Source organism: Paenibacillus macerans (genome assembly GCF_050565405.1).
In the GTDB taxonomy this organism is placed as follows: domain Bacteria; phylum Bacillota; class Bacilli; order Paenibacillales; family Paenibacillaceae; genus Fontibacillus; species Fontibacillus macerans_B.
The window spans coordinates 1-25,106 of sequence record NZ_JBNYYG010000049.1 but is presented as its reverse complement, the minus strand read 5'-3'; the positions used below and the strand labels follow the sequence as shown (position 1 = coordinate 25,106).

The 25,106-nt window shown below is 57.2% G+C and carries 18 protein-coding genes; 5 read left to right on the top strand and 13 right to left on the bottom strand.

The window, feature by feature from the left end:
• Positions 1-114: 114 nt before the first annotated feature.
• The 6 genes from ACQ4N8_RS21790 to cls form a co-directional block, all read right to left on the bottom strand.
• Positions 115-597: a GNAT family N-acetyltransferase gene (locus ACQ4N8_RS21790; RefSeq protein ID WP_430706450.1), complete on the bottom strand. Its 483-nt coding sequence runs from the start codon at positions 595-597 to the stop codon at positions 115-117.
• Positions 598-1,055: 458 nt separating this feature from the next.
• Positions 1,056-1,883, bottom strand: a complete 828-nt coding sequence (locus tag ACQ4N8_RS21785) for an energy-coupling factor transporter transmembrane component T family protein (RefSeq protein ID WP_430706463.1) — start codon at positions 1,881-1,883, stop codon at positions 1,056-1,058.
• Positions 1,883-3,712: a DUF3744 domain-containing protein gene (locus tag ACQ4N8_RS21780; RefSeq protein WP_430706449.1), complete on the bottom strand. Its 1,830-nt coding sequence runs from the start codon at positions 3,710-3,712 to the stop codon at positions 1,883-1,885. Before ACQ4N8_RS21780 ends, ACQ4N8_RS21785 begins: the two co-directional genes overlap by 1 nt.
• 15 nt (positions 3,713-3,727) lie before the next feature.
• A complete protein-coding gene (locus ACQ4N8_RS21775) occupies positions 3,728-4,288 on the bottom strand; it encodes an ECF-type riboflavin transporter substrate-binding protein (RefSeq protein WP_430706448.1) in 561 nt (186 codons plus the stop codon).
• Positions 4,289-4,482: 194 nt separating this feature from the next.
• A complete protein-coding gene (gene fni, locus ACQ4N8_RS21770; protein WP_430706447.1) occupies positions 4,483-5,511 on the bottom strand; it encodes a type 2 isopentenyl-diphosphate Delta-isomerase in 1,029 nt (342 codons plus the stop codon).
• A 122-nt stretch (positions 5,512-5,633) separates the two neighbouring features.
• A complete protein-coding gene (gene cls / locus ACQ4N8_RS21765) occupies positions 5,634-7,142 on the bottom strand; it encodes a cardiolipin synthase (protein ID WP_430706446.1) in 1,509 nt (502 codons plus the stop codon).
• A gap of 190 nt (positions 7,143-7,332) precedes the next feature.
• On the opposite strand from cls, the gene ACQ4N8_RS21760 reads away from it, so the two are divergent.
• Both ACQ4N8_RS21760 and ACQ4N8_RS21755 read left to right on the top strand, forming a co-directional pair.
• Positions 7,333-8,241, top strand: a complete 909-nt coding sequence (locus ACQ4N8_RS21760; RefSeq protein ID WP_430706445.1) for a TetR/AcrR family transcriptional regulator — start codon at positions 7,333-7,335, stop codon at positions 8,239-8,241.
• Positions 8,242-8,281: 40 nt separating this feature from the next.
• Positions 8,282-11,470: an efflux RND transporter permease subunit gene (locus ACQ4N8_RS21755; protein ID WP_430706444.1), complete on the top strand. Its 3,189-nt coding sequence runs from the start codon at positions 8,282-8,284 to the stop codon at positions 11,468-11,470.
• A 411-nt stretch (positions 11,471-11,881) separates the two neighbouring features.
• Here ACQ4N8_RS21755 and ACQ4N8_RS21750 read toward each other — a convergent pair whose 3' ends face one another.
• The gene (locus tag ACQ4N8_RS21750; protein ID WP_430706443.1) at positions 11,882-12,577 is read right to left on the bottom strand and encodes a TorD/DmsD family molecular chaperone; all 696 of its coding nucleotides are present in this window, start codon (positions 12,575-12,577) and stop codon (positions 11,882-11,884) included.
• Positions 12,578-13,671: 1,094 nt separating this feature from the next.
• On the opposite strand from ACQ4N8_RS21750, the gene moaA reads away from it, so the two are divergent.
• Positions 13,672-14,679, top strand: coding sequence for a GTP 3',8-cyclase MoaA (gene moaA, locus ACQ4N8_RS21745; protein ID WP_430706442.1), 1,008 nt, complete (start codon positions 13,672-13,674; stop codon positions 14,677-14,679).
• Here moaA and mobA read toward each other — a convergent pair whose 3' ends face one another.
• On the bottom strand, positions 14,680-15,327 hold the full coding sequence (mobA, locus tag ACQ4N8_RS21740) for a molybdenum cofactor guanylyltransferase (RefSeq protein WP_430706441.1): 648 nt from the start codon (positions 15,325-15,327) through the stop codon (positions 14,680-14,682).
• Between the two features lie 131 nt (positions 15,328-15,458).
• On the opposite strand from mobA, the gene ACQ4N8_RS21735 reads away from it, so the two are divergent.
• Positions 15,459-16,676: an MFS transporter gene (locus ACQ4N8_RS21735; RefSeq protein WP_430706440.1), complete on the top strand. Its 1,218-nt coding sequence runs from the start codon at positions 15,459-15,461 to the stop codon at positions 16,674-16,676.
• A 192-nt stretch (positions 16,677-16,868) separates the two neighbouring features.
• Positions 16,869-17,843: a LacI family DNA-binding transcriptional regulator gene (locus ACQ4N8_RS21730; protein ID WP_430706439.1), complete on the top strand. Its 975-nt coding sequence runs from the start codon at positions 16,869-16,871 to the stop codon at positions 17,841-17,843.
• 166 nt (positions 17,844-18,009) lie between these two features.
• On the opposite strand, the gene ACQ4N8_RS21725 is transcribed toward ACQ4N8_RS21730, so the two are convergent.
• From ACQ4N8_RS21725 to ACQ4N8_RS21705, 5 genes are all read right to left on the bottom strand, one after another.
• Positions 18,010-19,755, bottom strand: coding sequence for a glutamine--tRNA ligase/YqeY domain fusion protein (locus tag ACQ4N8_RS21725; RefSeq protein WP_430706438.1), 1,746 nt, complete (start codon positions 19,753-19,755; stop codon positions 18,010-18,012).
• Between the two features lie 669 nt (positions 19,756-20,424).
• Positions 20,425-20,913, bottom strand: a complete 489-nt coding sequence (locus ACQ4N8_RS21720) for an N-acetyltransferase family protein (protein WP_430706437.1) — start codon at positions 20,911-20,913, stop codon at positions 20,425-20,427.
• Between the two features lie 90 nt (positions 20,914-21,003).
• On the bottom strand, positions 21,004-22,224 hold the full coding sequence (locus ACQ4N8_RS21715; RefSeq protein WP_430706436.1) for an MFS transporter: 1,221 nt from the start codon (positions 22,222-22,224) through the stop codon (positions 21,004-21,006).
• Between the two features lie 189 nt (positions 22,225-22,413).
• Positions 22,414-24,492 (bottom strand): molybdopterin-containing oxidoreductase family protein, encoded by a 2,079-nt coding sequence (locus ACQ4N8_RS21710; protein WP_430706435.1) that lies wholly within the window; start codon positions 24,490-24,492, stop codon positions 22,414-22,416.
• Positions 24,493-24,910: 418 nt separating this feature from the next.
• On the bottom strand, positions 24,911-25,106 hold a 196-nt coding region (locus ACQ4N8_RS21705), incomplete at its 5' end, for a hypothetical protein (RefSeq protein WP_430706434.1).

Sequence of the window (25,106 nt, the reverse complement as noted above, 5' to 3'; positions counted from 1 at the left end):
ACGATACGCCGGAAATATTTCAAGGAGGTCGCGAAAATCCGCCGAATCGCGGCTGCGGCGAAACCGCCCCGATCGCACCCGGCTCCTTGTCCGGAAAAGCCGCTACGCCTTGACTTAGCTGCGCGCCTCCAACGTTTTGCTCATCTGAATGTCCGTGGCTTCGTAGCCCATTTTTTGATATAAGGAGTACGCTCTTTGATTATGGCCGAACACATGCAGGGAGATTTTATTCAATCCCAGCCGGCGAACCTCCCTCTCCAGGGCGGTCATCGCAGCTTTGCCGTATCCCTTGCCCTGAAAGGCCTCATCAATGAGGATGTCCAGAATAAACGCCTCGCGCCCGCTTTCCCGTTCCATCACGTTAAACCACAAATGCCCGACCGCTTCCGAGCTCGCTTCATCCCGCACGACGAACAGATAAGCTTCCGCCGTCTCCCGGCCGTCCGGGAGAAAACGCCGGAATGCCGCTTCCGCAAGCGCCGGCGCTTCCTCCGCTTTCCAGGCTCCCGCCGTTAACTTCTCCTCGGCATATTCGCGAACCGACCAACTGAGAAAAGCCCGATACTCCACTTCGTTCATCGGTACTAGCTTTACCATATCTTTCTCCCCCTTTCTGTAATTAAATAAGCCGGGCTGATAAAGCGGGCCTGATCGGACAGCGGCACTTCATGCACTAGCGTTGCATCAAACTGTACATAGTCCCCTCGATCATCGGGGCCTCCGCTTGCAGAATAAATAATCCTGCAAAAGCGTAGGTTTTCACCTAGTATTCTGGGCTGCCCCGTTCTGACTGAGGGTGCCCGATCCGGCTCGCGGCTTCCCGGTCGCAAGGGTGCCCAGAATGTGCTAACGGACCGTAAGGACGCTATTTGCCCGTAAAAGCGCCTTTTGAAAATCTAACGGACCCCAGAGGCGCTATTGGGCAGAAAATAGAGACTTTGAACGAAATATGAGGAAATAAGAGCGCTGGTGTCCGTTAGAACCGGAAAATGGAGAAAAAGCCCCAAATAAGGTCCGTACAGTCCGTTAGCCGCAGCATGGTTCCTCACACGCCACTAAAACGGGTACCAAAAACCGGCGAACGCCTGCCGTTTGAGCACGATGGCCGCGACCAGCAGCGCCGCGCACAACAGCGTAATCAGCTTGTCGCCGCGGGTCATCACCGTGCCCATATACCAGGTACGCTGCCGCTTCGTGCCGAATCCGCGCAAGTCCATCGCGTCGGACACCGATTCGATATGCTGCAGCGAGGATTGCAGCAGCGGCACGACCGCATGCGATAGATTGCGCAGCCGCTGCAATAGCGTGCCGTCGCCGCGCGAGATGCCTAACCCCCGCATTTGCAGGGCCCCCAGAATCATGCGGAATTCCTTCGTCAGATCCGGAATGTAGCGGAATGCGATGCTGACGGCGTAAGCAAGCTTATAGGGCACGCCCAGCTTATGCAAGCTTGCCGCAAACCGGCTGGGATGGGTCGTAAAAATGAAGAGCAGCGTGATCGGCAGCAGCGTTAAATATTTGAGCGACAACGTTAGGACATAAAACAACGTTTCCGCGTTGATCGTGTCGTACCCGAGCGGAATGAGCGGCGTATTGCTCCCCGTCAGCGTCGTCCCGAAACGGGGCGTGATCGCCAGGATGAACAGGCTGTTCACGACGGTGAATATCGTCAGCGCCCAGAACAGCAGGGCCATTTTCTTGGCGGGAATCCGCGCCAGCAGCAGCATCGTGATCCCCGCCGCCAGCAAAACCATAAATACGCGCAAATCCATGAACAGGAAAGTCGCTACGGTCCAAGTCAGCAGCAAAATGAGCTTGACCGCGCCATCCATCCGGTGAAAAAAGGAATTCCCCGCGACGTACAAGCTTCCCGTTTGGCCCATCACCGCATCACCTTCTTCTCCGCGGCGATAAAAGCCTGCACGAACCGGGCAGGCGAGTCCAAGCCCCGGGCCTTGGCGAACCGCGACAGGCTCGTTTCCCGCAGGTTGGCGCGCCCGGCCGCTTCGCTATCGGAGAGCACCTCGGCCACCGTGCCGCTCGCAATGATCCTGCCCCCGGCCATGACGGCCGCCCGGTCGGCATATTCCAGCGCCAGATGCATATCGTGCGTGATAAACAGAAAAGCCAAGCCTTCGGCGGCGAGCCGGTCGATAAAATCCATAAACTCGGTATAATGCCGGTAGTCCTGACCCGCCGTCGGTTCGTCCAAAATCATCAGCTTCGGCTTGAGTGTTAGAATGGCAGCGATGGTCAGCCGCTTTTTCTGACCGAAGCTCAGCGCGGACACCGGCCAATTGCGGTAAGGGTACAAGCCGCAAATGCGCAGCGCCTCCTCCGTGAGACGCTCCCGCTCCGGTCCGGGAATACCGCGGGCGGCCAAGCCGATGCCGACTTCGTCGCGGATCATATGCTGGGTGATCATGTGATGCGGATTCTGCATCACGTACCCGATCTCTTCGCCGCGGCGGCGAATCGACCAGCTGTTGATCGATTCGCCCCCCAGGCGGATTTCGCCGGCCTTCGGCTTCAGCAGGCCCGTGATCAGCCCCGACAGCGTCGATTTGCCCGCGCCGTTGCTGCCGAGCAGGGCGACCGTTTCGCCCGCGCGGACGGACAGCGAGACGCCGGACACGGCATCTTGCTCCGGTTCATAGGCAAACGATACCTCCGTCAGCTCCAGCAGCGTTTCCCGCTGGCCGGCCTTTCTCGGCGGCGGCGCCGAATGCGCCCAGGCCTCCAGCCGTTCGCGCAGCTCCGGCTCCGACAGGCGGAGACGATCTGCCGGCCGGGCCTCCACTGCCCCGGTTCCGTCCCGGCTTCCGGCCCCAGCGGCCGGTACTTCTCCGCCTTTAGCCGGCAATCTGCCTTCCGCCTCGTCAGCCTCGCGGATTCGCAGCCCTTCCGGGCTCGTCAGGCCGCTGAACTCACTCAGCGGCAGCCCGGCATGTCCGAGTGCCTCCAAATATAGCGGCTGGCGCAAGCCGTACTTGGGGAGGATACCCGCCGCAAGCAGCTCGTTTGGCGTGCCGACGGCAGCGATCGCTCCCTCGTTCATGACGACGATGCGGTCCACCCGCTCCTGAAGCACGTCCTCGACCCGGTGCTCGATGATGATCACCGTCTTGCCCTCGCGGCGGTGGATCTCGTCGATGAGCCGCATCGTTTTGGCGCCGCTGGCCGGGTCCAGATTGGCCAGCGGCTCGTCGAACAGCAGGATGTCCGCTTGGGTCGACAGCACGCCGGCCAGCGACACCTGCTGTTTCTGCCCGCCGGACAGCTCATGCGGCCCCTGCTCCTCGTAGGCGAGCATCCCGACCCGTTCGAGCGACGAGATTACGGAGGCTTTCATTTCGGCCTGCGGGACCGCTTCGTTTTCCATTTGAAACGCGACGTCCTCCCCGACGGTTTGTCCGACGAACTGGGTATCGGGGTTTTGCAGGATCGTGCCGACCCGGCGGCTGCGCTCGAAGATCGTCAGCTCCGAAGCATCCTGTCCGTCCAGCAGCAGCTGCCCGGATATCTCGCCGCCGTAAGAAAAGGGAATTAGCCCATTGATACAATGGGCTAATGTCGATTTGCCGGAGCCGCTGGGACCGGCAATCCATATTTTCTCCCCGCGCCCAATGTCCAGGTTGATGTTGCTCAGCGTCGGTTCGCTTTGGCTTTTGTAGCGGAAACTGAAGTGTCGAAATGATATCACAGGCTGCATCTCTTCAAGTAGCTCCTATCTGTCCACGCTCAGATTCGAATTGTTCCGGTTGCGTTTGACGTACGCCCATACCGCCGGCAAGCCCAGAATCAGAAAGACGGCAATATTCGCCAACCCTGCGGAAACGACCTGCACGACGATTTTATCGTTCGGCTCGCCCATCAGGACGGTGTCGAAGAAGCCGGAAAACGCCAGCGATACGAAGATCCCAACGACTCCGTAAATGACAAAGCGAACCAGGTGGCTTTTCTTCATGATCCCCTCTTGCGCGTTGAAGTCCTTGGACAAATAGATCAGGCCCATAAAGGCCGCCGTGATGCCCGAACCCAGCGCCCACCCCCACCAGACGGTACCGCTCGTAATCAAATCATTGATGACATGTCCGATGAATCCGGCGATAAAACCGACGACCGGACCGAACAACGCCCCGAAGATCGCCAGCAGCGCGATCGCCGGACGAAGCTGCGTATCCGGCGCGATCGGAATGCCGATCCAGCTGGTCGCTCCGTATAAAGCCGCTCCGATCCCGATGGTCACCACCGTTCTCGTGCTCCAGTTCCACAATGAAGGCTTCATTCTAACTCCCCCTTTGAGCGTGCTAAGCCCCTTGAAGGACTTGCCCCCGCCCATGTAATGACCGGCCGCCATTCCCTTATCTGAATTACAGGATGCCGTACGGGCGGTCCGGCGTTCACCTTCAATATAAGCGGTAATCTGCCGATTTGCAACGAAATTCTTACAAAGTTGGTTGGATTTATGGATCGCTGCCGCTACTCCCGGGGCACGAGCCGCGGCGTGTGGCGCAGCGCCGGAATGCTGCCGGCGCCGATGCCGAACATGGCGGTGCGGAGCTCCAATTCGACGCGCTCCAGCAGCGCGTCCAAACGCTCCTCCGAATGCACCGCCGGTTCGAGCAGCGCCCGGCCGAACCCGGCCAGGTCCGCGCCAAGCGCCAGCGCTTTGGCCGCGTCCACGCCGGTGTTCAGGCCCCCGCTGCCGATGAGGGCGCCGTCCGGGATCGCCGCCCGCACTTCGCGGATGCATTCGGCGGTGGGGATGCCCCAATCCGCGAAGGCTTCCGCCGCCGCGCGGCGCACGGGATCGCTGCCGCGGAACTTCTCGACCTGGCTCCACGAGGTGCCGCCGGCGCCCGCCACGTCGATGAACTCCACGCCCGCTTCCCGCAGCCGTTTCGCCGTCCCGCCGTCGATGCCCCAGCCGACCTCCTTCGCGCCGACCGGGATCGGCAGCTCGCGGCATACCTGCTCGATGCGCATGAGCAGCCCGCCGAAGTCCGTGTTGCCTTCCGGCTGGAACACTTCCTGCAGGCTGTTGAGATGCAGAACCAGCATGTCCGCGCCGGCGATTTCCACGGCTCGCTTGCAATCGTCCGGGCCGTAGCCGTAGTTCAGTTGCACCGCGCCCAAATTGGCGATGATCGGGATCGACGGCGCAAACCGCCGCACGGCGAAGGTAGGTGCAAGCTCGTCCCTTTCCACGGCGGCCCGGACCGAGCCGACGCTCATCGTCCAGCCGCGGCGCTCCGCCGCTTCGGCCAGGCGCGCGTTGATCTCCCCCGCCAGCTTGCTGCCGCCGGTCATGGAGCTGATCAGCAGCGGCGTGCGCAGCGAGGCGCCCAGAAACACCGTCTTCAGGCTGATCTCCGCGAAATGGAGCTCCGGAAGCGCGTTGTGGCGAAACCTGTATTTTTCGAACCCTGTGCGGATGCCGTCCGCATTCACCTGCTCTTCCAGGCACAAGCGAATATGTTCGGTTTTGCGTTCGGACGTATTGTCCATGGAGACCCTCCTTGCCGGGATTGCGAATGATGTGACAGGCCGAACGAAGATGCGCGTCCTGCTTATGCCTGCTTTTGCTTTTTTAGGATAGAAGCGTTCGGAACGCCGCGGGCCTTCCCCCGCTAGAGCAGCGGCGACAACAGCCGGGCCGCGGACTCCGCGAGGCGGATCGGAATTTTCTTATTCATGAACGTGTTCCTGTCAATGAGTTTCGTCGACAGCAGGTCTCGTTCGAAATTGGCTACGATCTTGGCGATGCTGTCGCTTTGGACGAGCAGCGCGTTCACCTCGAAATTCAAATGAAAGCTGCGCATGTCCATGTTGGCCGTGCCGACCGTCGCCACTTCCCCGTCCACGATCAGCAGCTTGGAATGCAGGAAGCCTTTTTCGTATTCGTAAATTTTGACCCCGACCTCCAGCAACGACGGAAAATAGGAATGCGACGCCAGAAACGGCAGCCATTTATCCGGTTTGGCCGGGAACAGAATGCGCACGTCGATCCCCGCCAGCCCCGCGACTCGCAGCGCGGTCAGGATATCCTCGTCCGGGATGAAATACGGCGTGGCCAGCCAGACCGATTTTTTGGCCGACGTAATCATCGCAAAGAAGATGTTCTTGAGCGTCCGGCTCTCGTTGTCCGGCCCGCTGGGCACGATCTGAACCGCACCGCTGCAGCCCAGTTCGAGCTCGGGGGACAAGTAGGCCAGGTCCATGATTTTTTCCCCGGTGATGTATTGCCAATCCTGCAAAAAAATGATTTGCAGCGACCGCACCGCTTCCCCTTTGACGAGCATGTGCGTATCGCGCCAGAATCCGTAGGTTTTGCTGCGGCTCAAATATTCGTCCCCGACGTTCAGTCCGCCGATAAATCCGGTATTGCCGTCGATGACGACGATCTTGCGGTGATTGCGGTAGTTCACCCGGCTGGATAAAGCCAGGAATCGCACCTCACCGTAGATGCCTACCTTCACCCCGGCCTGCCGCAGCTCGCCCAAGAACGATTTGGGCAGCCCGATGCTGCCGACCGCATCGAACATGAACCGGACCTCGACGCCGGCCCGGGCCTTGGCGATCAGCGTTTTCTGGATTTCCCGCCCGATATCGTCGGCTCGGTAAATGTAGTATTCCATATGTATGTGGTGCTCGGCCTTCTTGAGCTCGCGCAGCAAGGTGGAAAACGTCTCTTCCCCATTGGTGAGCACATGCGTGCGGGTCGCCATCGAATACGGCGTATGCGCCAACCGCTGCGACAGGTGCAGCAGCCTCTGCTGCCCCGGGCTGAACTGCGACAGATCGCGAGGCAGCGGATGGCCGCTGTGGTCGATCCGTTCGTAGCTCAAGCGGTCCTGCTCGGCTTTCTTATCGAACTTCCGCCGTTTGAAATAGTTTTGGCCGAGCAGAAAATACAGGGCGAGCCCGACGACCGGCAGCAAAGCAAGCACGATAATCCAGGCGACCGTACTGGAGGGGTTGCGATTCTCCATAAAAATGGCGAACCCGATCGTAATGACGGTGAGTGTTTGGAAAATACTAACCAGCGTACCCCCGAATTTGCCGAAGACGCCAAATCCGAAATAATAGAAAGCAAATAAAATCGCGGCGATGAAAATGATTTGAAGTCCTCGTCTCATCGTTGTACTCCTTTTTCTCTCTAGTCGTGCATGCTTCTATTCTACATGAAGGTCTGCTTTCTTCCTACTGGGGAGCGGAAAAATTGTCCGGACGCGCACATTTGTATCCGTCTGGGCTTTGTACTATAATCGAAAATGACCATCAAGTCAGATTGAGAACCAGAGGGTCAGAGAGGGGGTTCCACCTTTTTTGTCCACCCAATCCACCGACAAAAAGAAGCTGATTTTGCGAGCGGCCATGCAACTGTTTGCCGCCAAGGGCTCATCCGCCACTTCGATGCAGGACATTGCCGAAGCCTGCGGAATGTCCAAAGGCAGCCTGTACCTTCACTTCAAGTCGAAAGAGGAGTTGGAGCACAGCCTGTTCGACTACTGTTATCAAATGCTGCTTGACCACCTGACGCAGGTGGAGCTGCAGGAGGGGCTGACGCCCAAGGAGAAGCTGAGACGCCAGCTGGTCGTCATGCTCGAGCTGGTGCTCGAGCTGCGGGAGTTCCTGATCATGCAGTTCCATGACTGGGGCAAAAACGGCAAGTCATACAAAGAGCCGGAGGAGATCAAGGCCCACAACGCCAAGCTTCTCCGCCACGGCAAGGCCAAGCTGGAAGCCGTGTACGGGCCTGAAATCGAAGCCTACACGGGCGACCTGTTAACCATCGCCTACGGGATGGTCGGCATCTATATACGCCTGCTGGTCGAACCGCATGTCTCGATCTCGCCGGGGCGGATAGCCGACCACCTGATCGAGCTGCTCGACCTTGCGGCGCAGCACCAGCTCCGGAATCGTCCCATGCCGCTCCTTCCCGAAGAGACGTTGCGCCTGCTTTACGAAGGCGCCCCCGGCAGTCTGGATCTGCAGCAGCATCCATTAATCGCGATCAAGGCGCTTAAGGAAGCGCTCGGCGGCATCGTCGCCGATCCCCCGCGACAGCAGGAAGCGATGGAATCCCTGCAGATCCTGGAGCACGAGATTCTCGAACTCCGTCCGCGCCGCGCCATCGTCAAGGGCATGCTGGCCAATCTGGCCGCCATGCCGGAGCTTGCGCCCCGTTCCGCCGAGCTGGAGCGGCTGCTGCAGATGTATTCCCAGCACTTGTAGATTATGAACCCCCTAGAAAGAGAGGAGTAGAGACCAGCTTATGAAAAGCATCATTCAGTTTTCCCTGCGCAATAAGTTTGCCGTCTGGTTGTTGACGGTCATCGTCACCGCCGTCGGTTTGTTCAGCGGTCTTACCATGAAGCAGGAGACGATCCCCAACATCGACGTCCCTTATCTTAGCGTGACCGCCATTTACCCGGGGGCTGCGCCGGAGGGCGTCGTCGAAGATGTCACCAAACCTTTGGAGACGCGGCTCCGGAACGTCGACGGGGTGAAGACGGTTACCTCCACTTCGATGGAAAACGCCGCCTCTTTGTTCATCGAATTCAATTACGGCACGAATCTCGACAACGCTACGGCGGCGGTTCGCGAAGCGCTAAACGACGTGCAGCTTCCCGAAGACGCCCAGAAGCCGCAAATCACGAGATTTAGCCTGAACTCCATGCCGGTCGTTTCCCTGAGCTTGTCCGATAAAGAAACCAGCGATCTCGAAGCCCTGACCCGGGTGACGGAGAACGACATCAAACCCGCCCTGGAGGATCTGGACGGCGTGGCTTCGGTGCAAATCGCCGGTCAATTCATCCGCGAGGTCAGCCTGAAATTCGACCAGGCCAAGCTGAAGGAGCTCGGGCTTGGCGAGGACACGGTCAAAGGAATCGTGCAGGCTTCCGCGCTGCGGGTACCGCTTGGCTTGTTTGAAATGGAGCAAGCCCAGAAGGCGGTTGTCGTCGACGGGAACGTCACGACGGTCGAGGATCTGAACAACCTGGCCATTCCGGTTGTTCCAAGCACGGCTTCCGGCACCGCGAATGCAGGCGCTGCTGCGGGTTCCGCCGCGGGCGGCGCAGGCAATGCCGGAGCGCCCGTTACCGGCGGCGCGGCGGCAGGCGGAGCGATGGGCGGCGTGCCGTCAGGCATTCCGACCGTGAAGCTGGGCGATATCGCCGACATCGAAACGATCGGCAAGGCCGAATCGATCTCCCGGACGAACGGCCAGGAATCGATCGGGATTCAAATCGTCAAATCCAACGACGCCAATACCGTGGATGTCGTCAATCTGGTGAAAGACAAGGCGAAAGCGTTGGGCAAGGAATACAGCCACATCAACTTTACCGTTCTGCTGGACCAGGGGCAGCCGATTACCGATTCCGTGAACACGATGCTGTCCAAGGCGTTGTTCGGAGCCTTGTTTGCGGTCTTGATCATTTTGATCTTCCTGCGGAACATCCGCTCTACCATTATCTCCATAATTTCCATTCCTTTGTCGCTGTTGATCGCGATATTGGCTTTGAAGCAAATGGATATCACGCTGAACATGATGACGCTCGGCGCCATGACCGTAGCGATCGGGCGGGTCGTCGACGACTCGATCGTCGTTATCGAGAACATCTACCGCCGCCTGTCCCTGACCGGCGAGAAGCTGAAGGGCGGCAAACTGATCATCGATGCGACGAGCGAAATGTTTATTCCGATCATGTCATCGACGATCGTCACGATCGCCGTATTCCTGCCGCTTGCCTTCGTTAGCGGCATGGTCGGCGAATTGTTCAAGCCGTTTGCGTACACGATGGTGTTTTCGCTGCTGGCCTCCCTGCTGGTAGCCATTACCCTCGTTCCTGCGCTGGCCCATACTTTGTTCCGCAACGGGCTGAAGAAAACGCATAACCATGACGAAAACCCGAAAGGCATCGCTCGCGGTTATCAGCGCATCCTGAACTGGACGTTGTCGCACAAGCTGATCACCTTCGGACTCGCCGTCGCCCTGCTGGTCGGCAGCTTGTTCCTGTATCCGCTGGTCGGCGTGAGCTTCCTGCCCGAGCAGGAGGACAAATATGTGATGGCGACGTATTCTCCGGCACCGGGCTCGCGCCTGGAAGACGTGGAGCAGGATATGCTGAACATCGAGAAATACATTCTCGACCAGCCGGGCGTCGATAAGATGCAGTATTCCATCGGCGGCGAAAATCCGCTGGGGATGGGCTCCTCCAATTCAGCCCTGTTCTACATCGCCTACGATCCGGACACCGACGACTTCAGCGACGTCAAAGAGCAGCTGTTTGAAGGGCTCCGAACCGAGCTTCCGGTCGGCGAGTGGAGCGACATGTCCGAGCTCATGATGGGCGGCATGGGCGGTAGCGCGCTAAGCGTGAACGTATTCGGGGATGATCTGGAACAGATCAAGCCGGTCTCCGACCAAATCCTGACCTGGGTTCAGGAGGATACGAAAAACTTCGAAAAAGGCGAAACCAGCCTTTCGGAAGCCTATGAGCAATATACCCTCGTAGCGGATCAGCAGAAGCTGAGCTCCCTCGGCCTTACGCCGGGCCAACTGGCCATGAAGCTGAGCCCGGTGCGGGAACGCCCTGTCCTGACCGAGGTTGAAGTCGACGGAAAGGATTATAACGTATATATTGAGACGGACAGCCAAACCTACGGCAGCATTGCCGATATCGAAAATGAAACGTTAACCTCGCCGCTGGGCATCCAGATTCCGATCAAGGACGTGGCGAAGGTGGAAAAAGGCAGCTCGCCGGACTCCATCATGCGCATCGACGGGAAAATGGTCGTCGAAGTCAGCGCCACGATCACGGCGACCGACGTACAAAAAGCTTCGTCCAGCTTGCAGGATAAAATCGACAAGATGGACATGCCGGACGGCGTCACCGTCAAATTCGGCGGCGTCACCGAACAAATCAACGATACGTTCGGCCAGCTTGGCATCGCCATGGCGGCCGCGATCGCGATCGTCTACTTCGTCCTCGTCGTCACCTTCGGCGGCGGCCTGGCTCCATTTACGATCCTGTTCTCCCTGCCGTTCATCGTGATCGGCGCCATGGTCGGCCTCTGGATCGGCGGAGAGACGCTGAACGTCTCGGCGTTGATGGGCGTGCTCATGCTGATCGGGATTGTCGTCACCAACGCGATCGTGCTGATCGACCGCGTCATCCATAAAGAACGCGAAGGCCTGTCGACCCGTGAGGCCCTGCTGGAAGCAGGCGCGACCCGGCTTCGTCCGATCCTGATGACGGCGCTGGCGACGATCGGCGCGCTGCTGCCGCTGGTCTTCGGATGGGAGCACAGCGCAGGGATCATTTCGCGCGGCCTGGGCATTACCGTCATCGGCGGCTTGATCAGCTCGACGCTGCTCACCCTGGTCATCGTCCCGATCGTGTACGAATTCCTGATGAAATTCCGCCGCCGCGACTTGTCGGCCAAAGAAGCGGAATAACCTCTGCGTCAAGCACGGTCAATATCGATTGAAAATTGGAAAAGGCGGCGCAAGGGAGTTATTCCTGCGTTGCCTTTTCCCGTTCTCGGCCATTGTCGTTTCGCCCCGGATGATTGACTCTAACGCTGATGACAAATGTTATTCCGGCGAATTCGGTGTTATGGAAATTCTAACGACGATGGGAAACTCTATTTCGATGAAGGCTGCTGAATTCGGCTATAAAAGCGGATGTTAAGCCCTGAATAAGCGTTAAAATCGCAAAACGATGATTTAGTTCCACTTAAGCCTCTGTGGCAAGCGTTAAATTATGAAACGAACATCAAAAGGACCTCATCCTCCGCTTTGCTGCGGATTTTGAGGTCCATTCACGTGTAAATCAGAGGAATCTCATTTTATGCAAATATTTTAGCCTTATTCCATCGCCGGCTGCTGGCTTTCGCGCCAGGCGCGGAGCTGCTGCAGATCCTCAGCCAGAAACTCTTCCATCAGCTCGGCCAAACCCGTATACAGCGGGCTGGACGTCGCTTGAAGCATTTCCTTGGCAAACGACCGGGCCCACTGCAGCAAGTGCGACTCGAGGAAATGAATTTGCGCGTCCGCGAGCGCCAGGCAGCTTTGCTGCAAATTCCCTTTCGTCAGCATGCCTTCGGCCAACACGGCCATGAATTCGAGTTCCAGGGCGATATGGTCGTCGCGCTCCCCGTTTAATTTATTGAAGACGATCCCGTTGTCCATGTAAATTTTCCGTACATCGGAGATGCAGGCAAACGCGCTGGCCCCTTCCGTCCGGCAGCGATAGATGCTTTCGCAGGAAGCGATCAGCGCTTCATGCCCCGTAAACAGCCGCTCGTATTCTTCCGCTTCTTTATAGCAAGCGCTGCGAAAATCCTCTTCGGGGATGCTCTCCAAATAAGCTTTTAACTTCCGCCCGCCCCGGCTAGTCGCAACCTTATGGTTCAGTTCTACTTTATGCCGCCATCCGGCGATCAAGGACATCCGCGGCGGCCGGCTCAGAAAATCCATGAGCAATTGATACACCGAGCCGCGAAACTCCAGCCACTGAACCTGTTCCTGCGTGTAGACCAGAGGTTTGAACAGCATAGCCATTTGAATTCATCTCCCTATAGAGGTTGTTTAAAATGTCAGCTTCCGATCGCGAAGCCATTGCAACGAAGGGATTCGGCATCGAATCTTGAATTTAGCCGGGCCTTCCGTTGCTCACGTAGCCTTCAGCTACGCTCCGCTACTCATCCCCTAGCTTCATCCAACCTTCTTGGTGCTCAAAACCTGACTTTTTAAACCTTCATTGAAACGGTTGTTTAAAATGTCAGCTTCCGATCACGAAGCCATTGCAACGAAGGGATTCGGCATCGAATCTTGAATTTAGCCGGGCCTTCCGTTGCTCACGTAGCCTTCAGCTACGCTCCGCTACTCATCCCCTAGCTTCATCCAACCTTCTTGGTGCTCAAAACCTGACTTTTTAAACCTTCATTGAAACGGTTGTTTAAAATGTCAGCTTCCGATCGCGAAGCCATTGCAACGAAGGGATTCGGCATCGAATCTTGAATTTAGCCGGGCCAAAGCGTATGCTTCCGAAGCATGTTTCCTACGGAAACATTTAAGTTGCTCACGCAGCCTCCGGCAGGCTAACGGACAACAGAAACGCTATTGGCCCGCTTTTGGGCATTTTCCGATTTTAACGGACCGAGGAGACCTTATTTCGGTCAAAAGCGGTTAATTGGCCGCCATGAGATCCCAATAAGGTTTCTGGAGTCCGCTACAACGGGAAATAGCCGGGAAATGGGCAAATAAGGTCTTTACGGTCCGTTACGCAGCCCCGCTACAAGCGTCCCTATTTTCATCCGAATCAATTGTTAAGGTTGCTCAAGGGCCGACTTTTTGAACTATCATTAATATAGACTTCGTTTCTGTGCGACTAAAAAAAGATGACTTCCTTATATGTGCCGGAAATCATCTCGAATGCATATACCGACACATGATTAAGGGGGATCACGTATCGCTTACTTGTATTATAACGCATCGTGTAAGCGCTTTAATGTGATCTTTTTTACAGTTTACTCTAGTACCATTGTATCATTGGATGCCACAGAATATACTTGAACAGTGTGTGTCAACGCATTGACGGTTCGCTCGAATATATATAAAATTTGAAGCACCTAGAGATGAAAGGAGGCAGTAACATGGAGCAGCTTCTTGACCCTTTTGGCCGTAAGCACGATTATCTGCGCATCTCCGTCACCGACCGGTGCAATTTGCGCTGCGTGTATTGCATGCCCGCCGAGGGAATGGTCTTTCAACCTCATGAGGAGATCATGAGCTATGAAGAAATCGCCGAGACGGTATCGGCTCTTGCTCCAATGGGCCTCCGTAAAATCCGGATTACCGGCGGCGAACCGCTGGTCCGCAAGGATTTGGAAAAACTGATCGCCATGCTGTCCGGCATTCCGGGCATTGAAGATATCGCGATGACCACCAACGGCATGTTTCTCGCAAAAAAAGCGGATTTGCTAAAAAAAGCGGGGTTAAACCGGGTGAATATCAGTTTGGACTCGCTGCGCCAGGACCGCTTTTCCATGATCACCCGCGGCGGCGAGGTGCAGAAGGTGCTGGAAGGCATTCAAGCCGCCGTCGAGGCCGGCCTCGAGCCGATCAAGCTGAACGTCGTTCTGATGAAGGGCGTCAACGATGACGAAATTCGGGATTTTCTGGCCCTGACGATCGACCGGCCGCTGCATGTGCGTTTTATCGAATATATGCCGATCGGCAGCGCGAGCGATAGCTGGCGCAAATCCTATTTGCCCTTGACGGCCGTGGACGACGTTTGCCGAGAGGCGGGTTGGGCGTTTGAAGACGCCGCCGGCCCCAGAGGCAACGGCCCGGCCGAAAGCCGGCGGATCCTCGGAGCGGCCGGAACGTTCGGCTTGATCCATCCCGTCAGCGAGCATTTCTGCGACAACTGCAACCGGCTCCGCTTAACCGCCGACGGTCACATCAAAGCTTGCTTGTATTGGTCGGATGAGCTTCACGTCCGTCCTTACGCGGCGGCCAAAGACCGGGACGGCATCCGGGCTTTGTTCCTGAAGGCGCTCGGAACTAAGCCGAAAAACCATGAAATGGCGCTGGCGCTGGAGCAAAAGCAGCAAAGCCATACCCCGACGGTTCGCCGGATGTCGCAAATCGGCGGTTGATCAGGCCGGGTCGGACGATTCGCCCAACCATGCCCGGGCTTCGTCATAGTCCTCCGGGCGATTCATATTAAAAGCGCACCATTCCTGAGGGAGACCCGAAGCTGCGGCAAGGGTCTCTCCTTCTGCATATTCGGCCTTCAGCGCGTCCGTCCAGGCGGTCATTTTGAGGTTGCCCGCCTGCAGCCGCCGTTCCAGACCCGGCAGCACGCTGCGCCGGTAGACGGCCAGCAGCGGGTGCACGCGGCCCTCCGTACGGGCAATAACGGCCTCGGTTCCTCCGGTGCCGAAGGCGCCGGCTGCTCCCGACTCCGCCGCTGCCGCGCGCTCCAGCAAGGCGCCGAACAACCCCCGATTGGCGAACGGCGTATCGCAGGCCACCGCCATGCTCCACAGCGACGCGGAACTCGTCAGCCCGGCATGCAAACCGGCCAGCGGACCCGCGCCGGGATACAGGTCGGCCACGACCTCTTTGCCGAAGGCGCCGTAAACCTCCTTGTCACCGGCGGCAATGATAATTCGCGAGGCCAGCGGCTCCAGTTCCCGGATCAATCTTTCCAGCACCGTCAGACCCCCCAGCTCCAGCAACGCCTTGTCGCTGCCCATCCTGCTTGAGCGTCCTCCGGCTATAATAATGGCCGTTGCATCCATCAGTTTCCCTCCTGCGCATAAATTTTGGCAATTCAATTAAAACTTGGTTTGTATCCCCTTTCACCTCTGTGTTACATTGAGAGCATAGTCACTTGCTCGGTTCGTGACGATTTGGACCCGAACAGAAAGGAATGGCGCGATTGCAGGACAAGAAACGACATTCGTCCTATTCGTTAATGCCGTTAGGGCTGCTCAACTTTTTCGTCTATGGCACGATGGTCATCTTCGCGGCCTTTTTTCAATTATATTTGCAAGATATCGGCATGGACAAGCTGGAAATCGGCAGCCTGATGGCCGTAGGTCCGCTCATTTCGTTGTTGGCTCACCCCTTCTGGAGATATATGAGCGATCAAAGGCAGAATCCGCGGGTCATCCTGCTCGCCATAATGCTTGGATTGCTCGTGATGGGCCATTTGGTGTTCAAGGTTAACACGTTTTCGATGCTGTATCTGACGATGATCCTGCTCTACTTTTTCCAAAGTCCGCTGCTCTCGCAAAGCAACAGCCTGATTCTTGGGTACACCGAAGGAACGGAACGGAATTTCGGAACCTTCCGGCTCTGGGGCTCGATGGGTTGGACCTTTATCGCGCTCGCAGCCGGTCCCATTATCGATGCGATCGGGCATCATGGGATTTCCCTGCTGTTCAGCGTAACGTTGATGCTTGCGATCGGCTCGGCGCTGCTGCTGCCCTCCATCCGCCAGACCACCCACACGCCTTGGTTCAAAGGGATGGAAATCGGACGAACGTTCCATCATAAATATTTCATCGCTTTTGTTTTGTTCGGCATGCTGGTGTCGATTCCCAATACAATGAACGGCATTTTCATGCCGCTGTACATCACGGAACTGGGCGGATCGCGGCTAGCGGTCGGAGGAGCCGTGTTCCTGTCGACGGCCTTCGAAATCCTGGTGTTCATGCTGCTGGACAAGTATATGAAGCGCAAGATAACCTATCTGCTGGCCTGCATCACGACCGTCAGCCTGCTGTTCGCCGTCCGTTGGGATCTGATGTCCGAGGTGACGCATCCGGCCCAGATCCTGTTCATTCAGCTTCTGCATTCCGTTACGTTTGCCGGTTTCTTCTACGTCGGCACCAAGCTGATCGGCTTGCTGCTGCCGCGGCCGCTGCGCTCCGCCGGACAAGCGGTGTACGCCTTTGCCGTCAGCGGGCTCGCCGGCGTATTGGCCGGCTTCTGGGGCGGCTGGATGTATCAAAACTTCGGCGCCGTGGTCATGTACCGGTCGGGCGTCGCCTTAACGCTCATCGGCGCTTTGGGCTTCGCCGCCATGTGGTACCGGATCCGCCATAACGGGTATTCGCCGCCGATCAGCCGCAGTGAGCCTTAACCTTGAATCGTCGGGAACGAAAGAAAACAATGCCTGGCTCCGTAACGCCCTCTTTGCAGGAGGTAACGCCGGACGATGGCATTGTTTTCTTTGCTGCATCCTCAGTGTAAAATATGAAATGCATTCCATAGCAAGGCATTTTTTCGAAAAATGATCATGATTACGTCCATAACGGGGAAGGAGTTGTCTTCATTGCCGAACATCAAACAGATTGCCGAAGCCGCCGGCGTATCGGTCACCACGGTGTCCCGCGTGTTGAACGACCATCCCTATGTGAGCGAGGCCAAGCGGAAAGCGGTCGAGGAGGCCATCCGGCAACTGAATTATTCGCGCAACATGAATGCCGTCCACTTGATCAAAGGCACGACGCAAATCGTCGGGGTGCTCCTGCCGAATATCAACCATTACTATTTCGCCAGAATCATGGAGGGGATGGCGCAGGAAGCCCTGAAGCACAATTATCAGCTTATGCTTTGCCAGACCGATTACCGCCCCGAAGAGGAACGCAAGATGCTGGAGATGCTGCGGAACAAGCAGATGGACGGACTGGTCATTTGTTCGCGCGCGTTGTCGCTAAACGAGGTCGAGGCTTACGCCGATTACGGTCCGGTCGCGTTGTGCGAAGCCGTGCAGGGCCGCAGGCTATCCGCGGTTTACATCGACCACTATGCCAGCTTCCAAACCGCCATCCGCTATCTGTGGGACAAAGGCTACCGGCGCATCGGATATACGATCAGCCGCCGCAACAGCCCCAGCAGCCGCAGCCGGCGGCAAGCTTACGCGGATACGCTGTCCGCGTTAGGCGGCCGGCCGCGGGAGGATTGGGTGCTGAACGGTTGCTACGATCTCGAGGACGGCGCCGCGCTGGCGGACCGGCTGCGGGCCATGGACGACCGGCCCGAGGCCCTGCTGATCACCGGCGACCAGGTGGCCGCGGGCTTCATCATGGCCGCGCGCCAGCGGGGACTGCGGGTGCCGGGCGATTTCGCCGTCATCGGCTTCGACAACCAGCCGATCTCCGGCATCCTGGGCATCACGACGATCGACAACCGTTTGTCGGAGATCGGCGCGCGGGCCTTTGCCATCGTGCATGGGCAGATCACAGGCGACGGGGCGCCCGTCACCGAGGAGCTCGGCTTCCGGCTCATCGAGCGGAGTACGGTATAGTTAGGGAGCGTTGGATTCGATTCTTGCCAACAGGAAATCCGTTGTTCGACGGAGTCCCCCGTTTGGCATCTAGCTAAGATAAAAGGAAGGAGCCTGCAAAAGCTGCAAGGCTCCTTCTCTATGCATCCTGATGGTTCGCTGCTCCGACGGCGGCTCCAACGCTGCCTTATTTCGGCAAATGGAACGAGCTTTTCAGTGACACGATGCGATTAAATACCGGATTTCCGGGCGTCGAATACTTCGTGTCAACGTTGAAATACCCGTGCCGGAAGAATTGGAATTTATCCTGCGGCTTCGCATTCTTCATGTCAGGCTCAACAAAGCCGCGGGCGATTGTTAGCGAGTTTGGATTAATGAGGTCGAGGAACGTTTTTTCTTCGGCGACAGTATCAGCCGTTTCTTGGATTGCGGCTTCCGTCTCGTCCACCGTACCCTCCACGGCTTCCTCCAGCGCCACGCCGCTCGTTTCCTCCGCTTCCTCTTCCAGAATCAGCGGCTCGTACAACCGGAACTCGGCCGGCACCGCTTGGGTGGCCTCGACCCAGTGAATCGTGCCTTTCACCTTACGGCCGGTGAATCCGGTGCCGCTTTTCGTTTCCGGATCGTACGTGCAGTGGATCTCGACCACGTTGCCTTCCCCGTCTTTAATGACCTCGTTGCACTTGACGAAATACGCATTCTTGAGGCGCACCTCGTTTCCCGGGAACAAGCGGAAATATTTGCTTGGCGGGTTCTCCATGAAATCGTCGCGTTCGATGTAAATCTCCCGTGAGAACAGGATTTGACGACTGCCCATCTCCGGATTCTCGCTATTGATCTCCGCTTCCAGCATTTCGGTTTGCCCTTCCGGATAGTTCGTGATCACGACCTTCAGCGGGTCCAGCACGGCCATCGTGCGGGGCGCCTTCAGCTTCAAGTCCTCGCGGATGAAGTGCTCGAGCATTTTCGGATCAATGGATCCGAAGTTTTTGGAAATTCCCGTTTCGTACACGAACGCTTTGATCGCCTCTGGCGTATAGCCGCGGCGGCGCAGCCCGGAAATCGTCGGCATGCGCGGATCGTCCCAGCCGTCGACGAGGCCTTCGTCAACCAGCTTTTTCAGCTTCCGCTTGCTCGTGACCGTTTGCGTCAGATTCAACCGGCCGAACTCGTATTGGCGGGATACGTTCGGCATTTCCGTTTCGGCGATCGTCCAGTCGTAGAACGGGCGTTGATCCTCGAATTCGGTCGAGCACAACGAATGCGTCACGCCTTCGATCGCATCCTCCAGCGGATGGGCGAACGTGTACATCGGGTAGATGCACCATTTGCTGCCGGTGTTATGATGCGAAGCATGCACGATCCGGTAGATGATCGGGTCGCGAAGGTTGATGTTCGGCGAGGCCATGTCGATTTTGGCGCGCAGCACTTTTTCCCCGTCCTTGAATTCTCCGGCACGCATACGTTCAAACAAATCCAGGTTTTCCTCGATAGAGCGGTCCCGGTAAGGGCTGTTTTTCCCCGGCTCGGTCAGCGTCCCCCGCAGCTCGCGGATTTGATCGGCACGAAGGTCATCGACGTAGGCTTTCCCTTTCTTGATCAGCAGCACCGCGCGATTGTACATTTCATCGAAGTAATCGGACGCGAAATGCAGCTCTTCCCAGTCAAAGCCCAGCCATTTTACGTCTTCCTTGATCGAATTAACGTACTCCACGTCTTCCTTGACCGGGTTCGTATCGTCGAAGCGCAGATTCGTCCGTCCGCCGAATTCGTCGGCCAAGGCGAAGTTGATCCAGATCGCTTTGGCATGTCCGATATGCAAATAACCGTTTGGTTCCGGAGGAAAACGCGTGACAACCTTCTGTACCTTGCCTGTTTTCAAATCTTCCGAAATAATGCTCTTGATAAAATTGGGAGGGGTATTGTTCACCACGGGTATCACCTTTCCATTCTTTTAGAGGTTCATTGAAACGGTAGTTCAAAAAAGTCATCTTTTGAAGATATAAGAATGCATGCTTATCGAAGTCCCGTATCCTTATATCGCAAGAAAAACTACCGCTAAACGCGGTCTGTCTTCTTTGAATTTACTGCGATAAAGTTTTTCCTATCACGAAGCAGGTCACGAAGCGGATTCGACGTCGTATCTTGAATTTACCCCGGGCCTAGACGTATGCTTCCGCAGCATGTTTCCTGTAGTCTCCAGCTACGCTAACGGACACCAGAAACACTATTGCCCCGCTTTTGGACAGCTTTCGATTCTAACGGACCGAGGAGACCTTATTTCGGTCAAATCCGGCTAAATTGCCGCCATGGGAGCCCAATAAGGTCTCTGGAGTCCCTTACAGCGGGAAATAGCTGGGAAATGGGCAAATAAGGTCACTACGGTCCGTTACGCAGCCTCGCTACCCGGCGTCCCTAGCTTCATCCAACCTCAAGCGTTTTGGACAAACGCACATCGAAAGCACCTGCTTCGGTGCTGAAAACCTGACCTTATGAACCTTCATAGAAACGGTAGTCCAATAAGTATCTGTATACTTTCCCCGATTTTTCTTCTTCTAAATATACCGATAACTTTCCAATAGTTCAATGCCTGAAGCAGCCGCTAAACGTTTCGCCACATTAAAATATCGTCCACATACCGCCCGTTCAGCAAAAACTCACCAACGAGCCGCCCCTGCTCCATGAACCCGCAGCTTTGGTAGAAAGCGACGGCCCCCGGATTGCTGGCCAGCACGCGCAGCGACAGCTTGCGTACGCCTCGTTCCGACGCCAGCCCCGCCAGTGCATCCATCAGCACGCGCCCGACGCCCTGCCGCTGATAGGCCGGATGGATAGCGATATTCAAATCGAACACATGGCGGTTGCTCGGGAGCGGAGTGGGCGATTTAAAGCCGATATATCCGCAGAGCTCCTCGCCAATCCCCGCCACGATCTGGCTCCCCGGCGGGCAGCTTTGCAGATACTGCTCCCGCGACTTCCATTCCAGCGACTCGGCAGGGGTATTATCCCGGCTCCAGGTGAGCTTGTCGATTTCCATTAATGCGGCCGCATCGCGCATTTCCGATAGCCGCGTCCAAATTTCACGGTTCATTGAATCATCCGTCCTTTCCTATGGTCGTTCACGGGTTAAAAGATTAACCGCACAAATAATTCAACCGGTTCAATTCGATAGAGCTGATCGTCAGGAAGCCAGACTGGCAGGCTGTTGCTCCTCGCGGTTCAATGCCGCATGCACCAGGAAGGAAACCGCCGAGAGCGCGGCGATCCCCACGGCCAGCCACGCAACCGGGATCAGGCCGTTCCAGTCGAACAGGACGCCCATCGCGTACGGCCCGACGACCCTGCCCGCCGCTCCCATGCCACCGACCAAACCGAGATAGAACGGGGCCGCTTTGCCGGTCCGGTCGGATATGAACGACGGAATCGCCGGAGAGATCAGCATCTCCCCGAAGGTCGTAAGCACCATCGCCGCCACCATGCTGGGATACGTGTGGAAGCCGAGAATGGTCGCATAACCTAGCGCATAGAAGATAGCGCTGGCCGTCATCTGCGCCTGGGCGGAGCCGGCGAAAGTCCGCTTCACCCACAAAATAAACGGTTGCCCCACGAAAATCAACAAGCCGTTCAACGTCCATAGAATGCTGTAATTCCATTCCGGCATGCCCCGGGATATCGTAAACGGCGATACGCCGTTGTTCCAGATGCAGTTGCCGAACCAGAGAAAAAACGAACCCAGTCCCATAAACAGGTAAACGGGATAGATGCGCATCAACTGACCTGCGCTTTGGCCCTCTGCGGCTTTTTTGCGTTTCTGCACCTGCAGCTCGCCTTGGTCTTTTTGAACTTTGTTCAAATAAATCCAGAAAAAAACCGCGAACACGGCCGAAGTCATCCCGTTGAGCATAAAACTCAGCTCGTACGAAATCTGCGCCAGGAAACCGCTGACCGCCGTCCCCAGCGCCACGCCGATATTATTCGCCACGTAGACAACGTTAAACAGCTCGCCGCGCCGTTCGGCAAAACGGAAGCCGATAAACGCCTGAATCGCCGGCATCGACGTCGCATTGAAAAAGCCGACCATCAGCATTAGCAGCATGAACATGTGCCAATCGCTGCTGCCGTAAGGCAATAGCATCAGGAACAGCGCGTTCAGGCCAAGCCCGCCCACGATCAGGCGCTTTACTCCGAGACGGTGATAAAGAGCGCCGCCGAGCAGTTGCCCCGCGATCCCGCCGATCGACATGACCAGGATCACCAGGCCGGCATCCGTTACCGAACGGCCCAGCACCTTGAACACGAACATCGTGATCAGCGGCCACATCAAGGAGCCGCCGGCCGAACTTATCAAACTGGCCACCAGAAAAACTTTAACCTCTCGCGGATAGGATTGCAGCCATTTCATTGTTATTTCCCCCTTTGCCGCAACGCGAAACCCTCAACCATCGCTCCCAAAAAACACTTCGACAACTACAAAAAGGGAGAGCCCCCAGGGGCTCTCCTCCTACCGTTTTCGCAACGGCGAATGAACTATGCTTGTACGATGCCCAGATTACAATAGTATCGCCTAAAAGTCCAAGTCAGGCAAGTACATTTACTTCGATTGCCGCTTTACATTAACGACGGTGGAAAAGAATACGGCCCCGCCGCCCATATCGGCGATCCGGTCCGGCGTCAAGGCGTTGGCGCGGGTCCGGCGGCCTTCGCCTTCCCGCTCCCACCAAAGCCCCTGGCTGACGACCGTGCCCGGCAGCATCTTGTCGGTGACGGCCGCCTTGACGGCGTAGCTCCCGCGGTCGTTCCAGACCGTCACCTCGTCGCCGTCCGCGATCCCGCGCGCTTCGGCATCCTGCGGGTGGATTTGCAAGAGCGGGCTTTTCTCCAGCGCCGCCAGCTTCTCCACGTTGCCGAACGTCGAATTCAGGAAGTTGTGATTCGGCGGCGAAACGAACATCAACGGATAAGCCGCTTCGGCTTCCGGGCGGCGTTCGCCGTCGTAACCCTCCACCAGCGGAACGTAAGTCGGCAGCGCCGGCAGCCCGGCCCGTTCCAGCGTGGCGGAATACAGCTCGATTCGCCCCGATGGAGTCGGCAGACGGTCCAGCCAGGTTTGCTGCGGTTCCATGTCGAGCTTGACGGCCCGCCGCTCCTTCAGCTTCTCCAGCGTGACGCCCTGCAAATAAGGATTATGCTTGAACTGCAGCGCTTGCCGAATCATATCCTCCTCAGTATCCTGGAACGCGTCCTCTTCAAAGCCCATCGCCGCCGCCAGCAGCTTGAACGTCTCCACGTTGCTCTTGCTTTCGCCTCGGGCCGGGATAACCGGCTCCTGGAGTTGAATATAATGATGCCAATAAGAGCCGTAGATATCCGTGTTCTCAAAAGTCGAGGTCGCCGGGAGCACGATGTCGGCGAATTTGGCCGTATCCGTCAGGAACAGGTCGTGCACGACGGTGAACAAATCCTCGCGCCGGAGACCTTGTTCCACTTTGCCGGTATCCGGGGCAACGACCGCCGGATTCGAGCAGTAGACGTACAACGCGCGGATCGGCGGATCCAGCGCCAGCAAAGCCTCGCCCAGCTGGTTCATGCTGACCGTGCGGGCGTCCGGATTGGGCCGCAGATCGGGCCGCTCCAGCGCCGTCGCGTTCATTTTCGCGTAAGCGCCATTGGATTTGAAGGCGCCGCCGCCGGGAACGAGCCACTGGCCGGTCAATGCCGGCAAGCAGCAGATCGTGCGGACCGTCATGCCGCCGTTGTCATGATGCTGCAGGCCGTTGCCGATATGGATGTAGGCGGGCGAGGTTTCGCCGTACAGGACGGCCAGCTTGACGATATCCCCGGCCGGCACGCCGGTAATGGCGGACACGCGCTCCGGCGTGTATTGATTCACATGCTCGCGCAGCTCGGCGTGCCCGTTCGTGTAGCGCTCAAGGAACGCTTCATCGACGAGGCCGCGGTCGAACAGCACGTGCATCATCCCCAGCGCCAGCGCGCCGTCCGTGCCGGGATACAGCGGGATGAACCAGTCGGCCCGCTGCCCCGTGCGGTTGCGGTGCACGTCGATGACGACCAGCTGCGCGCCTTGCTTGCGCGCTTTTTCGATCAGGGCGATCTGGTGCATGTTCGTGCTGACCAGGTTGCCGCCCCACACGATGATCAGTTTAGCCTTCAGTGTTTCTTCCGGGCTCGTACCGCCGCCGAAGCCCATCGTATATCTCCACCCCTCGTTGCCCGCGGAGTTGCAAATGCCCTGCTGCAGCCGGGTAGCGCCCAAACGGTTGAAGAACCGCCGGTCCATCCCGTCTACGCTCAAAATGCCCATGTTGCCGTAAAAGCTGTAGGGCATAATGGATTCCGGGCCGTACTCTTTGATCAGACCCTTATACCGTTCGGCGATTTCCGCCACCGCTTCGTCCCAGGAGATGCGTTGGAACTTGCCTTCGCCCTTGGCGCCGACGCGCTTTAGCGGATACAACACCCGTTCCGGATGGTAGACCCGCTCCGCCATATTGCGGACCTTGTTGCAAATTGCGCCCTGCGTGATCGGATGATCGGGATTGCCGGTCACCTTGACGATTTTTCCGTTTTCTTTATGGAGCAGCAAGCTGCAAGTATCGGGGCAATCCAGCGGGCATACCGCGGGAAACACCCCGTTCTCTTCATGGATCATGTTCCATCCCTCCCGTCTGTAGCTTATTGTAGAAAAAACGGCTCCCTCCGTAAACCCCGCCAGAAATTTCTCTTGGTTTGGTTGCCTGTAGCCGCTTCCTCTTGGAATGGAAGCCCTTTTCCCCGCTGGGCGGAGGTATGAGCTGCACGGCCGGACCGCTTCCGACGAGCTAAGAGCAAGCGCTGCGGTACGGAAGCCGCCCCCCGTTTCGCCGATATGGATCTTGGAACCGCCGCTTCACGCCGGTTTCAGGGCTTGGGTTGACTCCGTGCCGCGAACACCTAGCGGGTTTCCTTATCCGCCCGCGAATAAGGGTAATTTGTGGCCCTATTCTGCCTTTTTCGCTCCCTGCCCGAGAAATAGAGGACATTTATGCCCTTATTTCCCTCCACCCGCGCAACATCCGACCGTTTTTCGATCATCTCCCGAAAATAAAGCCATTTGCTTCCCTTATTTTGAGGAAAATCAATAAATCGGCGGAAATAAGGCCCTTTTTTACCCCTATTTTGGCTCGTCCCCCGCCGTGGAGGATGACGTAAAATTGTTTGTGTACCAAGTTTTGGAGTCTATCCAAAACACAAAAAAGTAGAGTATCCTCGGGGTTACGACGCCAC

Coding starts and splice junctions, on each gene's coding strand:
- ACQ4N8_RS21790 (WP_430706450.1), bottom strand. CDS start 597: ATGGTAAAGCTAGTACCGATGAACGAAGTGGAGTATCGGGCTTTTCTC.
- ACQ4N8_RS21785 (WP_430706463.1), bottom strand. CDS start 1,883: ATGGGCCAAACGGGAAGCTTGTACGTCGCGGGGAATTCCTTTTTTCAC.
- ACQ4N8_RS21780 (WP_430706449.1), bottom strand. CDS start 3,712: ATGCAGCCTGTGATATCATTTCGACACTTCAGTTTCCGCTACAAAAGC.
- ACQ4N8_RS21775 (WP_430706448.1), bottom strand. CDS start 4,288: ATGAAGCCTTCATTGTGGAACTGGAGCACGAGAACGGTGGTGACCATC.
- fni (WP_430706447.1), bottom strand. CDS start 5,511: ATGGACAATACGTCCGAACGCAAAACCGAACATATTCGCTTGTGCCTG.
- cls (WP_430706446.1), bottom strand. CDS start 7,142: ATGAGACGAGGACTTCAAATCATTTTCATCGCCGCGATTTTATTTGCT.
- ACQ4N8_RS21755 (WP_430706444.1), top strand. CDS start 8,282: ATGAAAAGCATCATTCAGTTTTCCCTGCGCAATAAGTTTGCCGTCTGG.
- ACQ4N8_RS21750 (WP_430706443.1), bottom strand. CDS start 12,577: ATGGCTATGCTGTTCAAACCTCTGGTCTACACGCAGGAACAGGTTCAG.
- moaA (WP_430706442.1), top strand. CDS start 13,672: ATGGAGCAGCTTCTTGACCCTTTTGGCCGTAAGCACGATTATCTGCGC.
- mobA (WP_430706441.1), bottom strand. CDS start 15,327: ATGGATGCAACGGCCATTATTATAGCCGGAGGACGCTCAAGCAGGATG.
- ACQ4N8_RS21735 (WP_430706440.1), top strand. CDS start 15,459: ATGGCGCGATTGCAGGACAAGAAACGACATTCGTCCTATTCGTTAATG.
- ACQ4N8_RS21720 (WP_430706437.1), bottom strand. CDS start 20,913: ATGAACCGTGAAATTTGGACGCGGCTATCGGAAATGCGCGATGCGGCC.
- ACQ4N8_RS21715 (WP_430706436.1), bottom strand. CDS start 22,224: ATGAAATGGCTGCAATCCTATCCGCGAGAGGTTAAAGTTTTTCTGGTG.
- ACQ4N8_RS21710 (WP_430706435.1), bottom strand. CDS start 24,492: ATGATCCATGAAGAGAACGGGGTGTTTCCCGCGGTATGCCCGCTGGAT.